The sequence below is a fragment of the Paenibacillus silvae genome, assembly GCF_014639235.1.
Taxonomy (GTDB): domain Bacteria; phylum Bacillota; class Bacilli; order Paenibacillales; family Paenibacillaceae; genus Paenibacillus; species Paenibacillus silvae.
In genome coordinates, this window is the sequence record NZ_BMFU01000004.1 from 240061 (window position 1) to 253856 (window position 13796).

At 47.9% G+C, this 13796-nt stretch carries 13 protein-coding genes; 10 read left to right on the forward strand and 3 right to left on the reverse strand.

Features of this window, described 5'->3' with window-relative positions:
• Nucleotides 1–123: 123 nt before the first annotated feature.
• Complete coding sequence (gene cimA, locus IEW26_RS15455; protein WP_145402886.1) at nucleotides 124–1743, reverse strand: citramalate synthase; 1620 nt, start codon at nucleotides 1741–1743, stop codon at nucleotides 124–126.
• A 344-nt stretch (nucleotides 1744–2087) separates the two neighbouring features.
• Between cimA and IEW26_RS15460 the strand changes: the two genes are divergently transcribed.
• From IEW26_RS15460 to IEW26_RS15470, 3 genes are all read left to right on the forward strand, one after another.
• On the forward strand, nucleotides 2088–3392 hold the full coding sequence (locus IEW26_RS15460) for a DNA polymerase IV (protein ID WP_188593036.1): 1305 nt from the start codon (nucleotides 2088–2090) through the stop codon (nucleotides 3390–3392).
• A 118-nt stretch (nucleotides 3393–3510) separates the two neighbouring features.
• Nucleotides 3511–3753: a ferredoxin gene (locus IEW26_RS15465; protein WP_111273095.1), complete on the forward strand. Its 243-nt coding sequence runs from the start codon at nucleotides 3511–3513 to the stop codon at nucleotides 3751–3753.
• 223 nt (nucleotides 3754–3976) lie between these two features.
• Entirely contained in the window at nucleotides 3977–5425 is a 1449-nt protein-coding gene (locus IEW26_RS15470) for a L,D-transpeptidase family protein (protein ID WP_188593037.1), read from the forward strand.
• A gap of 63 nt (nucleotides 5426–5488) precedes the next feature.
• Here the strand turns inward: IEW26_RS15470 and IEW26_RS15475 are convergent, their stop codons facing one another.
• Nucleotides 5489–5626 carry a hypothetical protein gene (locus tag IEW26_RS15475; RefSeq protein ID WP_167434145.1) on the reverse strand — a complete coding sequence of 46 codons (138 nt, stop codon included), beginning with the start codon at nucleotides 5624–5626 and terminating at the stop codon, nucleotides 5489–5491.
• Nucleotides 5627–5860: 234 nt separating this feature from the next.
• Here IEW26_RS15475 and IEW26_RS15480 point away from each other — a divergent pair, with 234 nt between their 5' ends.
• The 3 genes from IEW26_RS15480 to IEW26_RS15490 all read left to right on the forward strand — a co-directional run bounded on the left by IEW26_RS15480 (nucleotide 5861) and on the right by IEW26_RS15490 (nucleotide 8454).
• The gene (locus tag IEW26_RS15480; RefSeq protein ID WP_373288482.1) at nucleotides 5861–6985 is read left to right on the forward strand and encodes a quinone-dependent dihydroorotate dehydrogenase; all 1125 of its coding nucleotides are present in this window, start codon (nucleotides 5861–5863) and stop codon (nucleotides 6983–6985) included.
• 136 nt (nucleotides 6986–7121) lie between these two features.
• Nucleotides 7122–7937 (forward strand): GTP diphosphokinase, encoded by an 816-nt coding sequence (gene yjbM / locus IEW26_RS15485; protein WP_111273092.1) that lies wholly within the window; start codon nucleotides 7122–7124, stop codon nucleotides 7935–7937.
• The gene (locus tag IEW26_RS15490) at nucleotides 7924–8454 is read left to right on the forward strand and encodes a DUF309 domain-containing protein (protein ID WP_188593038.1); all 531 of its coding nucleotides are present in this window, start codon (nucleotides 7924–7926) and stop codon (nucleotides 8452–8454) included. The genes yjbM and IEW26_RS15490 overlap by 14 nt, the downstream gene beginning before the upstream one ends.
• A gap of 85 nt (nucleotides 8455–8539) precedes the next feature.
• Here IEW26_RS15490 and IEW26_RS15495 read toward each other — a convergent pair whose 3' ends face one another.
• On the reverse strand, nucleotides 8540–9088 hold the full coding sequence (locus tag IEW26_RS15495; protein ID WP_111273090.1) for a thioredoxin family protein: 549 nt from the start codon (nucleotides 9086–9088) through the stop codon (nucleotides 8540–8542).
• Between the two features lie 220 nt (nucleotides 9089–9308).
• Here IEW26_RS15495 and IEW26_RS15500 point away from each other — a divergent pair, with 220 nt between their 5' ends.
• The 4 genes from IEW26_RS15500 (at nucleotide 9309) to IEW26_RS15515 (ending at nucleotide 13769) form a co-directional block, all read left to right on the forward strand.
• The gene (locus tag IEW26_RS15500) at nucleotides 9309–10985 is read left to right on the forward strand and encodes an RsmB/NOP family class I SAM-dependent RNA methyltransferase (protein WP_188593039.1); all 1677 of its coding nucleotides are present in this window, start codon (nucleotides 9309–9311) and stop codon (nucleotides 10983–10985) included.
• The gene (locus IEW26_RS15505; protein WP_145402881.1) at nucleotides 10982–11743 is read left to right on the forward strand and encodes a pseudouridine synthase; all 762 of its coding nucleotides are present in this window, start codon (nucleotides 10982–10984) and stop codon (nucleotides 11741–11743) included. The genes IEW26_RS15500 and IEW26_RS15505 overlap by 4 nt, the downstream gene beginning before the upstream one ends.
• A gap of 25 nt (nucleotides 11744–11768) precedes the next feature.
• Nucleotides 11769–12572 (forward strand): Cof-type HAD-IIB family hydrolase, encoded by an 804-nt coding sequence (locus tag IEW26_RS15510; protein WP_188593040.1) that lies wholly within the window; start codon nucleotides 11769–11771, stop codon nucleotides 12570–12572.
• Nucleotides 12573–12644: 72 nt separating this feature from the next.
• A complete protein-coding gene (locus tag IEW26_RS15515) occupies nucleotides 12645–13769 on the forward strand; it encodes a hypothetical protein (protein ID WP_188593041.1) in 1125 nt (374 codons plus the stop codon).
• Nucleotides 13770–13796: the final 27 nt, after the last annotated feature.

The window sequence follows — 13796 nt, forward strand, 5'->3', positions numbered from 1 at the left end:
TGTACTGTTGAAAACAAGATTGCTTGCATTCGCTGAACATTCACAAAAAAAGCTTCTGCACCATGAGAAATGGCTGCAGAAGCTTTTTTTATTTTCCGGGAAATAAGGAAAAGAGTTGAGCTATTAATGGTTAACTAAACCGTGAGTGGGGAGCGAACGTGCATCTGGCTCGTCCAGAATACGCTCCTGAAGCAGGGCGTATCGGAAACTGTGAACAAGTGCTTCCCAGCTGGCTTCAATGACGTTCTCGGATACACCAACTGTGTTCCAGGTGTTTTCTGTATTTTTGGACTCAATCAATACACGAACCTTGGCTGCGGTAGCATCCTTCTCATCGAGTACACGTACCTTATAGTCAGACAAATGCATGTGAGCGAGTGAAGGGAAGTACTGGACCAATGCTTTACGAAGTGCATTATCCAGCGCGTTAACCGGACCATTGCCCTCAGCTGCGGTGTATACACTAGTTCCGGCCACATTCAGCTTCACAAAAGCCTCGGAAACAACCGATTTGCCTGCTGTTTTCTCTACAAGCATTTTGAAGGATTCGAACGTAAACAGTTCCTTCATGTCTCCATTTGCTTCGCGGATCAACAATTCAAGTGAAGCATCTGCGCCTTCGAACTGATAACCTTGATGCTCCAGATCCTTGATTTTCTCGATAATCTGGCGTGAGTTGGCACTGTTCGGGTCGAATTCCAGTCCCATCTCCTGAGCTTTGGAGACAATATTGCTCTGTCCTGCCAGCTCGGAGACCAGTACCCGCTGCTTGTTGCCGACAAGCTCAGGCACAATGTGCTCATAGGTGCGTGAATCCCGCAAAATGGCAGATACGTGGATACCGCCTTTGTGGGCAAAGGCTGCATTCCCGACATACGGTTGATTGATTGGCATATTAACATTGGCGATCTCGCTGATATAGCGAGCAACATTGGTAAGCTGCTTCATGGAATCCTCAGCTACACACTCGTATCCCAGCTTCAGCTGCAGGTTCGGAATAATGGAAGCAAGATTGGCATTACCGCAGCGCTCGCCATAACCGTTCATAGTGCCCTGCACCTGTCGTGCCCCGGCTTGTACAGCGCTGAGGGTGTTGGCAACAGCAAGTTCGCAGTCATTGTGCGTATGAATGCCGAGGTGTGCCTGCGGCAGCAGGAGATGCAGACTGGATACGATCTCGTGCACTTCATGAGGCATTGTCCCGCCGTTGGTGTCACACATCACAAGCCAGTCAGCCCCGGCTTCGTGGGCTTTGCTCATGACAGCCTGCGCATACTCGGGATTATGCTTGAAGCCGTCGAAGAAATGCTCTGCATCAAAGATGACCTCCATGCCGCTTTGTTTCAGATAGGCGATGGAATCATAGATCATCGACAGATTTTCCTCAAGCGTTGTCTGTAGGGCAGTGTGCACATGGAAGTCCCATGACTTTCCGACGAGTGTGGCTGCCTGTGCCCCGGATTCAAGAATACGCTTGAGATTGGCATCCTCGCTGGCAATGCTGCCTTTGCGGCGAGTGCTTCCGAATGCAACAACCTTGGCGTTGAGCTTCAGTTCCTTGACTCTTTTAAAAAACTCAATGTCCTTGGTGTTGCTGCCGGGAATTCCGCCTTCAATATAATGAGCACCCAGGTCATCCAGCTTTTTGGCAATTTTGAGTTTGTCGTCTGCGGACAAGCTGACGCCCTCTCCTTGCGTGCCGTCACGTAAAGTCGTATCGAAGATGGAAATGGCCTTTGACATGAAGATCCTCCTTTAAGGTAAAGCGCTTTTTTATAAGTTTGATGGAAGGGTTAAAAAGCAGGTGAAGAAGTTAATGGATAAATCCTTCGATTCAGCAACGCTACACTGTGTTAAATTCGTTGAATGGATTTGTCCCAAACTCGTGAATTTGTATAATTAATTATTATAGCATCATTATAGCCAAATGCTACATAGAATTCACAGGTTGGCGGAACAATTGCAGATTGCAGGTTGAAAATAAATATACTCAGCGACGAAGCCTGAATTTATATTCTACTTTTGATATACTATATAAACAGGTTGACCCAGATCAATGAATCGTGAGGATAGAAAGGGTGGGGGGCGTGAAGTCTTCAGACAGCAATCCTCCAGTGGATGTAAGCGAGTATTATCCGGCAGCGGGCAGAGTTATTTTGCATGTGGACATGAATGCCTTTTATTGTTCTGTACATGAGGCCGAGGAGCCCGAGTTATATAAAGGAAGAGCAACGGCTGTTGCAGGCAGCAGCGAGCTTCGCAAAGGAGTAATTGTAACCTGTTCGTATACAGCGCGAAGCAGGGGCATATCAACAGGAATGGTCGTGCATCAGGCCATGAAGAAATGCCCGGATCTGATTGTTATACGTCCGGATTTTCACTTATATCGCCAATACTCCAGAGCTTTTATGCAGATTGCATACAGCTACACCCCTCAACTCGAGGCGACTTCGATTGATGAGTGTTATCTGGATATCACAGGATCGAAGCAATTCGGTACACCAGTGGAGATCGCTGAAGAGATTCAGCGGAGAATCAGGGACGAACTCGGCCTGCCTTGTTCTATTGGGATCGCACCAAATAAACTGCTGGCCAAAATGGCATCGGACCTCAAAAAGCCAAACGGCATATCGATCCTGCGGATGAGGGACGTTCCCCGCATCTTATGGGATAGACCTTGTAATGAGATGTTTGGAATTGGAAGGAAAACGGCCGAGAAGCTAAAAAAAATCGGTATTGATACGATTGGTCAGCTGGCTAAATCGGATGAAAAAATGCTGACAGATCTGTTCGGTATTAACGGAACGTGGCTTAAAAACTCGGCAAATGGCATTCATCACTCCCCTGTCGTTGCTGAACGGGAAGCGAATAAATCCATTGGTCATACGACCACATTGCCTGCCGATGTTTCGGAAATACATGATATTCACCGAGTGTTTCTGAACATTAGCGATCAGGTGGCCCGAAGATTACGCAAGCACGAAATGTTAAGTCAAGGCATTCAGATTACGATTCGTACACCTGATATGAAAACAATCACCAGATCACGCATGATGGGCATACCAACCGAGGATGCCGCAGTCATCTACCGGGAGGCCTGCCAGCTCTTTGCGAAACACTGGGGGAACGGCAAGCCGGTACGCATGCTTGGCATCACGCTGCAGAGTCTGATTCCGCGGGAGGAATCAGCTGTGCAGATGGACTTGTTTGAATACGAGCAAAAGCCGAAAAAGGAAAGTCTGATTCGGATCATGGATGAACTGCGTGATAAGTTTGGTGAGAATGCAGTTGTGACCGCAGGCATGCTTGGCGATGATCCTTCCACATTACTCCGCAACCATAAGGTGCGAGGAACTTCACTGCAAAAAGATAACTTGCAAAGTCTGGACTGAATAGGGGATAATAAAGACTTGCGGGTGCAATTTTATTTGTAATTATTCTTGCTTTGTATTAATATGTTTCTAGATAAAAACACTGTACGTGGTGAATCCTAGGAGGAGAGATTGTAAAATGAGCAAATATACTTGGGTAGAAAAAGATACATGTATTGCATGCGGCGCATGCGGAGCAACAGCGCCAGACATCTATGATTATGACGATGAGGGCTTGGCAGAAGTAATCTTTGACGGCGACGCTAACCAAGGCATCAAAGCTATTCCTGAAGATCTGTTTGACGATATGCAGGATGCATGCGATGGCTGCCCGACCGACTCCATTAAAGTAGCGGACGAGCCTTTCAATAAAGAGGGTTAATCTTTTTTCATACATGAAATCGAAGCGCACGTTTTGTCTTAACGACAAGAGGTGTGCTTTTTTGTGTCAGCAACGCGAGAATTTATTGATGACTTTGTTGAGTGAGAGCTTCTTTTTTTACAGAGGATTGATTAGTACCAGGTGCTGTAGTCCTATGCAATTTTAACTGTTGCCTGCCGATATAATAATCTATAAAGCTCAAGGCGGAATAGTGGAGGATCAGATGCAGAACACCGATCTAAGATCATATGTGAAGAAACATCCAGATAATAAAATGGCCTGGTATCTGCTTGGCAAAGAATATCTGGCGGAGGGACAGGAAGCGAAGGCCAATTATTGTTTTCAACAAGCGGGCGAAATATATGAGGCGTTTGAACGCAGTAAAGCTCCTGCCGACATATGGATGGATTATCAGGATAAGCTGGTAGAGATGTCTGCGTATAAGGAGAAAAAGAAGCGCAGACGTAAAATGTGGCTGACGCTGCTTATGTTACTGGTGTTGGCAGGACTTCCACCCGCTGATGCGCCTGGTGCCAATCAGGGGGTAAACGATGCCCTGGCTTCAGCTCTGGATTCCGTGGATGATCTGCAGGAGGTAAAGCCGGAAGCAAATGAGAAGAAAGGGGCAGATGCATCGTCAGTGAAGCAGGGCAATGTGTTCACAGCAGCGGCATTCGGTGGTGAAAATGATGGGGGAGGAGCACTTGCAGCAGCTTGGGCAGGTGCTGGTAATGGTGTTCAAACGACGGCTGTGCTGGGAATGCAGACTTCCGAGGCCTGGGCCATCTGGCAACGGGATATGCCGGTTAAATACATAATGCAGACGAATTCAAAAGGAAAACTCACCGCCCAGAGTTACGACGCCAAGCAGTGTAACTGTGAACCTCCTGAAGTGTCCGCCAAAATTAAGCGCATGGCGCTTGCCTGGACGGCCAGGCAGGAGACGGCAGCGGCATTGTCCAGTGCCATTGTCTCGTATCATAAACAACATAAAACTTGGCCGAAAAGTGTTACAGCACTCGCTCAGCCGTTCCCTGACAATATTCTGGGAGAAACTTCGGCTGAAATGAGCGAGATGTTTCCACAGCTGCTGGCAATGCATCAGAGCAAGGCACAAGCTATAACTACGGGAGATATCGGAAAGGGAGAGTCGCAGGCTTCAAAGACACCTGACACCAAAAAGGCATCGTTTGCCGATACCGTGGGTGGACAGCCCTTCTTTTCGAAGCCGCTTGAGATTGTCATAGACAAGAATAACCACAGGCTGGCGCTCATTAGCGGCAGTACAATCCTTCGTATGTATGAGGTAGGTCTTGGCGGTGAGCGCACGCCTGAGGGTTCATATGTCATTACCGACAAGGTGGTGAATCCGAATGGTCGCTCCAATGGAGAGTTTGGAAGCAGGGGAATGCAGCTTTCGGACACCAATTATGCCATCCACGGGACCAATGAGCCGAGTAGCATCGGACAGGATGAGTCCCTTGGATGTGTGAGAATGCGTAAAGATGATGTGGAGGAGCTGTTCGCTCTTGCTCCGCAAGGCACACCAGTGCGAATCGGGAAAAATCTTCTGCCTGCGTTAATGTCTGTACCAGAAGGAAAGGAGCGGTATACACACAAGCTTGTCCCGAAGCAGAGCAATCCAGGCAAAACATATCACTGGTTGAATTAATCCGATCTTCATTGGAAGTCTGATTAATATTCGGTCAGTGGAGGCTGGCCGGAATCCTCACCTCTACATGTTGGCAATAATAATTAAAGCGCCAATAATAATAATCAGGCCGCCTACGCTGGCTGCTGTCCATGCGATGGCTTTGCGGTTAACCTCTTCCTTTTTTTGCTGCAATGCGGGTGGTTTACGTTTCTGGGCCATAATTACTTCCTCCTTATCAGGTATATGACTGGTCAAGAACTGGTTTATGTAACCATGCTTTCATTGTAAAGAATTCAACTCGTCTTTTCCAGTAGGCGGGTTGATTTCTTGTGCATATTCAGCTTGATTTGAAATTTACTTGTCTATGCGCAAATGACTTTCTTTTTGCAGGAGAAACCGCTAGACTTGTGTGTAGAGTTTTTTACATATTGAGACGGAGAGCGGCCATATCGCATGCCGGACCAGAACGGAGTGAGTGATTTGTTATACAAAAGTCTTGCTAAACCTTTATTGTTCAAAATGGACCCAGAGCAGGCCCATCATCTGATTATTGGCGGCCTTAGCGGCGTGGGCAAGGTGCGACCGGTTCCATCCGGGCTGCGTGTCATGTATGGAGTGCGTGAAACCCCTGACCTGGCGGTGGACATGTTTGGTTGCCATTTTCCTACCCCTGTTGGTCTTGCGGCAGGCCTGGACAAAAATGGTCAGGCTGTAACCGGCTTTTCCTCCATCGGATTTGGATTTATGGAAGTGGGCACGGTGACTCCGCTGGCACAGTCGGGCAACGAGCAGCCGCGTCTGTTCCGCTTGCCGCCAGATGAAGCGCTGGTGAACCGGATGGGCTTTAACAATCTGGGTGCAGAAGCGATGGCAGGCGAGCTTGCCCGTCTTCAGGAGCGGCGTATCCCCGTGGCCTTGAATATCGGTAAAAATAAAACAACACCCAATGAGGAAGCTCATCTGGATTATGAGAAATGCATTCAGGCGTTGTATAATTATGCTGACCTGTTTGTCGTGAATATCAGTTCACCAAATACACCGGATTTGCGTAATCTGCAGCATGGGAATGAATTGAAGGAATTGCTGGCAGCGGTTATGAGTGAGATGAATCGTCAGCAGACTCAGCATGGAGGGGCGTCCAAGTCCGTGCTTGTCAAAATTGCGCCTGATGTGAATGATCAGGAGCTTGAATATATGGTCAGTACGATTGCGGCGAGCGGGGTGTCGGGCATCATTGCGACTAATACAACGATCAGCCGTGAAGGTCTCTCCCATCAGCATGCGAAGGAAACGGGAGGACTAAGCGGGAAGCCGCTGCGCGAACGTTCAACCGAGATCATTCGTCAGGTCTATAGACAGACCGAGGGTAAACTTCCTATTATCGGATCGGGCGGTATTTTTACAAGTGAGGATGCTTATGAGAAAATTAAAGCCGGGGCAAGTCTGGTGGAAATCTATACGGCCCTGATCTATGAAGGACCAGAGGTTAACCGGCGTATTCATGCAGGACTGCGTGAACTTCTGCGCAAGGACGGTTATCATCATATTTCAGAGGCGGTTGGTGCAGAGCACCGCTAAAGAAGCAGGATGATTCCCCAGAGTGCTAATATAGAAGCATGGAAGAGTGTATAATGGAACGGGACTCTTCCCCCCGGCAAACATCATGTATAATGGATAAGAACAGGGGATGCTATAGAGACAGGAGGCTTTAACCATGGACGGTAGAGACTGGGGTACATTTTTACTTCCTTATGAACAAGCGGTAGAGGAATTGAAGGTCAAGTTCAAAACGATGAGGGCCGAATTGAAAAAACGGGAAGAATATGCCCCGATTGAATTCGTTACTGGCCGTGTCAAAAAAATCTCCAGCATTCTGGAAAAATCAAGACGTTTGAACGTGGCACTCGATGATGTGGAGACAGGTATAGAAGATATTGCCGGTATCCGTATCATGTGCCAGTTCGTGGATGATATTCGCCGTGTGGCAGAGTACATCAGAGCACGTAAGGATCTGACGGTGCTGATTGAGAAGGATTATATTACCAACTTCAAGGAAAGCGGTTATCGCAGCTTCCATATGATTATTGAATATCCGGTTCAAACGGCGCTGGGACAGAAAAAGGTGCTTGCCGAGATTCAGATTCGAACGCTGGCGATGAATTTCTGGGCAACGATTGAGCATTCCTTGAGTTATAAATATCGGGAAAGCCTGCCGGATGACATGCGGGCAAGGTTGAAGAAAACAGCAGAGGCCGCTTTCGTGCTGGATAACGAGATGTCAGCGATTCGTCTGCAGATTCTCGAAGCACAGAAGGCGTTTGAGGACGATTCCAATATTGTGTCAAGGACACTTAGCATCATTCATCAGCTATATTTCTATCATCTGGTCCATGAGGCGATTGAAGCACAGAAACGATTTAACGATTGCTGGGAACGTCATGATATGGAAGGACTCAAAGTGCTGCTGGATGATGTGAAGCAGCTTTTGGGCAACGCCAGAAAGGGCGAGAATCCGGATGAACAGCTATGAGCCGCTCTACATTGACTATCTGATCTATTTCAATCGGGATCAGGACTATTTCGAGTGCCATGAGGTGCTTGAAGAGCTGTGGCTGGAACGGGAGCGTGATCCGCTCTATAAGGGGCTGCTGCAGGTAGCGGTTGGATTGTACCATTACAGGAATGGCAATCTTCGCGGAGGGTTTAAGATGCTGCAAAGCTCACTTGAATTAATGGAGCCTTATCAAGACGTGATGCTTGGCATCAGGCTTGGCGAGTTGAAGGAGCAGGTACGTGGACTTGTGAAGCAATTACAGGAAAGTGAACCAGAAGCGTCGTCATATCGAGATTTGTCTATCCAGATTGAGGATGAATCACTGATACAGCAAATAGAAATCCGGTCAGCCGAGCTGAAACCAAACGTTCCACAGCGGCGAAGTCCAACCCGGGGACGAATCTATGAAGAGAAAATGAGAGAGCAACAGCGACAAGCTCAAGCGATAGAGCAACGTAACAATGTTAAGCTTAACAATCATGCAAATAACTAGGATGAACTGTCCTATGTCTTGTATACAAAACACCCCGACCATTCCGTTCACGGAATAGTCGGGGTGTTTTTGGCAGGCATGCAGCCTAGCTTTTCTCAGGTGTAATATTACCTTTATATTTGTCGAAAAATTGTTTGTAATCGTCCAGTGTATAACCGTTGTCGCTTCCATTTTCTTTCAGACCGCCAACCATGCGATCCTTCTCTACGCCGTCCTGGTAAAAGACGAGTGTAGGCGTGAACTCAATGTTGTAATCCGTCCAGCCTGATTCAAATTCACGCAGATTAAACTGCGGAAGCTTGATGCCTTCACTATCGACTAGTGGCATCAATTGCGGTGTCGTTGCACGGCAGTGGGAACAGTCAGAAGCGAAGAAGTATACAAAGAAGCTATCCTTCTTATCAATTCTGGCTTTCAGATCGGCTGGCAGAATAATCTGCTGATAGTTAGGATCACTCAGAAGTTCACGTGTAGCCGGATTAAGCTTGGAAGCCGCGATGCCATAAGCGTTGGGCACAGAATCGCTCTGTTTCTTGGACTGTTGGTTCACAAACACCAGAGCAGCAAGCATAACAACTAAAATACCGAGAAATATAAGGATTGTGGCGCTTTTCTTTTTCTTCTTGGAATTCATTGTTCATCCCCCAATATTGATATTCAAGATATAATTACAGCAAAAATAGAGGTTGGGATAATATGCATAAACAACCGAATTTTTGCTTGTCAAACAATCTATTAGCATTATACTACATTACACGCTGTAGTGGAATACACATGATAGGATAGGCAAGTAAAAACAGGATATGATAACATAGAGCAATATATCATTTTAACAGGATGGGATGAGTGGAAATATGGCTGTACAGCTGCCTTACATGTTTACTGAACGGATGAATCATCTGCTCGGTGACCAATTTGAATCTTTTATGCAATCGTATGAACAATCCCCGCATGCCGGGCTTCGCGTAAATACACTGAAAATATCAATGGAACAATTCAAAGAAATAGCTCCGTTTGACTTGAGACCCATACCGTGGTGTGAAACCGGTTTTTATGTGCCGCATGGGGTAAAGCCCGGACTGCATCCTTATTACCATGCAGGCCTGTATTATATTCAGGAACCGAGTGCAATGGCTCCCGTCGAGCAGCTGCAGGTACAGCCGGGAGACCGTGTACTGGACCTGTGTGCTGCTCCCGGGGGGAAATCGACCCAGATCGCTGCCAAGCTGCAGGGTAAAGGTGTGCTTGTCACCAATGATATTCATGCCGAGCGAACCAAGGCACTTGCCAAAAATATTGAACTTTATGGTGTAAGAAATGCAGTGGTATTAAATGAGTCGCCTGAACGGATTGCCGAAGCATTCCCTCATTATTTTAATAAAGTATTAATTGATGCGCCTTGTTCAGGGGAAGGCATGTTCCGCAAGGATGAGGACATGGTGAAGTCTTGGGAGCATCATTCCGTGGAGAAATGTGTGCTGATGCAGCGCGACATTCTGGAAACAGCAGCACGGCTGTTGGCCCCGGGAGGCACGATCGTGTATTCAACCTGCACCTTTGCCCCGGAGGAGAATGAAGCGATGATTGCAGCGTTTTTGAAGCAGAATCGTGACTTTACCGTTACAACTATTGCAGATACCGCAGGGTTTGCCCCGGGACGTCCGGACTGGGTGCGTGAGATGCTGCCGGCTCAGGCAGAAGAGACAGAAGAGGTGCTGGAGCAGACGCGAGGCACGGCGCGATTGTGGCCCCATCTTCTGGAGGGAGAAGGGCATTACGTCGCTGTGTTACAACATATCGAAGTAGCTCAAAGTGACAGTGATTCAAAATTGTCTGAAAATGTAATTGATGAGTCTGCGCTGCTGAATGAATCGAGTGAGGATCGTTCCTTTTTACGATCGGCTTCGTATCCATTGACCAAAGCCGATCGTAAAAAGGAACGTTTGTTACGAGTTGAATCAAGAGAGGGTAGTGACAGGGGTACACGCTCTGGCAAACCCTCAGGCAAAGCGGGCAGAAAAGCTAAAGAGGCCGGTGGACGCAAATCGGAGCGAGGCCATACACGGGCAACTGACTCGGGGAATGTTGATCCGTTGGCCGTTTACAGCCAGTTTGTAAAAGAGAATCTGGATATGCCGCTGCAAGGCGAAACGGTGTGTTACGGAGATCGGGTATACCAGTCGGCGGTGGGCGCTTCCCGTCTGGAGGGACTGAAGGTGGTTCGCCCTGGATGGTTTGTCGGTGCGATCAAAAATGGACGCTTTGTTCCTTCTCATCCACTGGCTTGTGCCTTGCGTACATCGGAGGCACGCCGCAGTGTGAATCTGTCCTCTGCAGATGGTGAAGCGGTAAGGTACTTGAAGGGGGAAACGTTGAACATTGAACAGGAGCGCATTATGCTTCATGGAGAGACCCTGTCGAAAGGGTATGTGCTCGTATGTATTGATGGATATGCCGCAGGTTGGGGGAAATGGCTGGACGGTGTGCTGAAAAATGAATATCCTGCGGGATGGAGGTGGACATCGAGATGAGTGGGAAAGGCAAACAAACGCAGCGTTTGGACAAAATTTTGAGTCATATGGGTGTCGGTACACGCAGCGAACTCAAAAAAATGGTGAAACAGGGACGCATTTATGTGGATGGCAAGGTGGTCAAGGATAGCGGTATCCAGGTTAATCCGGAGATTAATGTCATTGAAGTAGATGGCGAGCGAATCAAGTACCGTGAAATGATCTATCTGATGCTGCACAAACCGCCGGGTGTGGTATCTGCTACAGAAGATGCACGGGACAAGACGGTGCTGGATTTACTGCGTAAGGAGGACCGAATCTTTCAACCTTTTCCGGTAGGGCGACTGGATAAGGATACAGAGGGACTTCTTATTTTGACGAATGATGGTCCTCTCGCCCATGAATTGTTATCTCCCCGCAAACACGTGCCCAAAACGTATGAAGCACGGGTGCTCGGTAAAGTGGACGCAGAGGACGTAAAGCAATTTGCAGCTGGGCTGCGGCTGGATGACGGCTATGAAACAATGCCGGCAGAGCTTGCCCTGCTTGGACATGAGGAAACGGACGAAGGCACGGTATCGCTGATCTCTCTCATTATCCATGAAGGCAAGTTTCATCAGGTCAAGCGTATGTTCCAGGCTGTCGGTAAACGGGTGCTGTACCTGAAGCGTGTAGCTATGGGGGAATTGAAGCTGGCTTCTGATCTGGCGATCGGGAGTTACCGTGAATTAACGGAAGAGGAATTAAATCTTTTGCGGAATGATAATGCGGCTAACTAAAAAGAACAGATGGGGATGAAATCATATGACTTACAAACTGATTGCGCTGGATGTAGACGGAACGTTGCTGAATGATGACCATGAGCTGACCGAACGGACGCAGGAAACGTTGATTCAAGCCTCCCGCCAAGGGGCAGAGATTGTGCTTTGCTCCGGGCGTGGACCGGGCAACACGATTCCTTTTATGAAACAGATGGGGCTGGATGGTTATGTCATTACACATAATGGTGCGGTAACAGCGCAGGTCGAAACACGAGAGGTTATTCATCAATTTTCACTGGACACTCAAGGGCTGGAGCCTATTATGACATACTGTCGTGAGAATGGGGTGCATTTTGACATCAATACGGCGTTTGGATTGTATGTGGATCAGCCAGAAGGTCTGGAGCTTCAGGTCAGACAGATGTATTATAATTTCCTCGCAGAGCCGCTCAAGCTGCCTCGCTGGGCTGATATGCACGAACCACTCGCCAAGTTTACGGCATTTGGCCCTATAGAGCAGATGGACGAGGTTCAACATGAATGGACGGCCTGGAACCTTCCCTATTACATGACACGCAGCGGAGATTTCTTCATTGATCTGATGCATCCGGAAGCTTCCAAGGGAGCGGCGCTCAAGAGATTGGCTGATTCGAAAGGCATCGCTTCCTCCGAGATTATGGCAATAGGCAATTATTATAACGATATAACGATGCTGACTTTTGCAGGTAAGGGCATAGCGATGGATAACTCTCCTGAAGAGGTCAAAGCCGCCTCCAACGAAGTGACATTGTCCAACAACGATGAAGGGGTTGCGCACGCCATCCACAAGTATATATTGTCCGTATAATTCTGTTGCCTCATAAACTACTGCTTCTCAGGACATCCTAGGAGGATACGGTATGAATGAGGAGGACTGGCAATGAAGCAGGTAGAACTGACGACGGATTTTCGTACAGCATCGGGTGAAGTGCAGGACATTATGGTAGATGGCCATTATGCAGGTACACTTGTCCTCTTATACAGGGAGGGAGAGCGTCTGTCGGGCAGCCTGCAGCTGGATCAGGAAGTGATAGATGATCAGGCTGGGTCGTTTATTACGGATAAAGTAGAAGATTATATTCGTATGCTTGCGGATGCAGTGGGGGCTTCTCATTATGAAGTGTTAGTGAGCTCCGGTATACTGCATACCGTTCTGCAGCAGCAAGATATGAGCACCAGCGCAGCGGCTGGTAACGCTCTGGCGCTTGATGAGAATGCTCATGAAGATGGAATGTTTGACGAGGCGAACCAAATTCCTGCCTATCCGGATGAATCTTTTACATATGAAGATCCGAATCATCTTCTGGAGATGGAGATGGTCAGTGCGGGACGCAGTGTATCCACCTATGTGTTCAATGACGCTGAAGGCGAAGAAATGGCAGAAGCGGCGCTGAAGCAGTATGGAGCGGATGCACAGGGAGAAATCCACTGGTACGAGGAGCCAAATGAAGCGCTGCAGGAAGCTGCGGCAGAGTTGCTTGTCAGGGAGCTGGACGAGGAGATTATTGATACGATTACGATTCGCATGTGGTATCAGGGAAATGAACTGGAGAGCCTTGAGTGGGTTCACCGTGATTTTGAAGAAGAATATGATAATGATAATTTTGAAGACGAATATGATGAAGATGACGATGATGAAAAAGATTTTGAAGATGAAGATGAGTATGGCGAAAGAAATTTCGAACAATCGTTGAGTGCATCCGGGATGGATGAAGCGGAGGAAGCATGTTATGTCATGCTCAGAAGCCGAGACCGGGAGTTCAGAGTTTACGATCTGTTCGTGCAGGAGCGTGGGGGGCTTCCGGTAGGCACAGCAACAATTGATATGTCTCAAGCGGATCTCACCGGTTTCATGGACTATGATGTGCCTGGAACAAGTGTACAGCGGCAATCGCTGGTGGATGTGCTGATGCGGGAGCTGAACAAGGAGATCGAATTCGACACGTTACATCTCACCATGTTATATCGTAATCAGATTATAGATGAAGCCAGAATGGAAGGATAAGGGGCGCAGGCCTTTTATCCTTTTTTT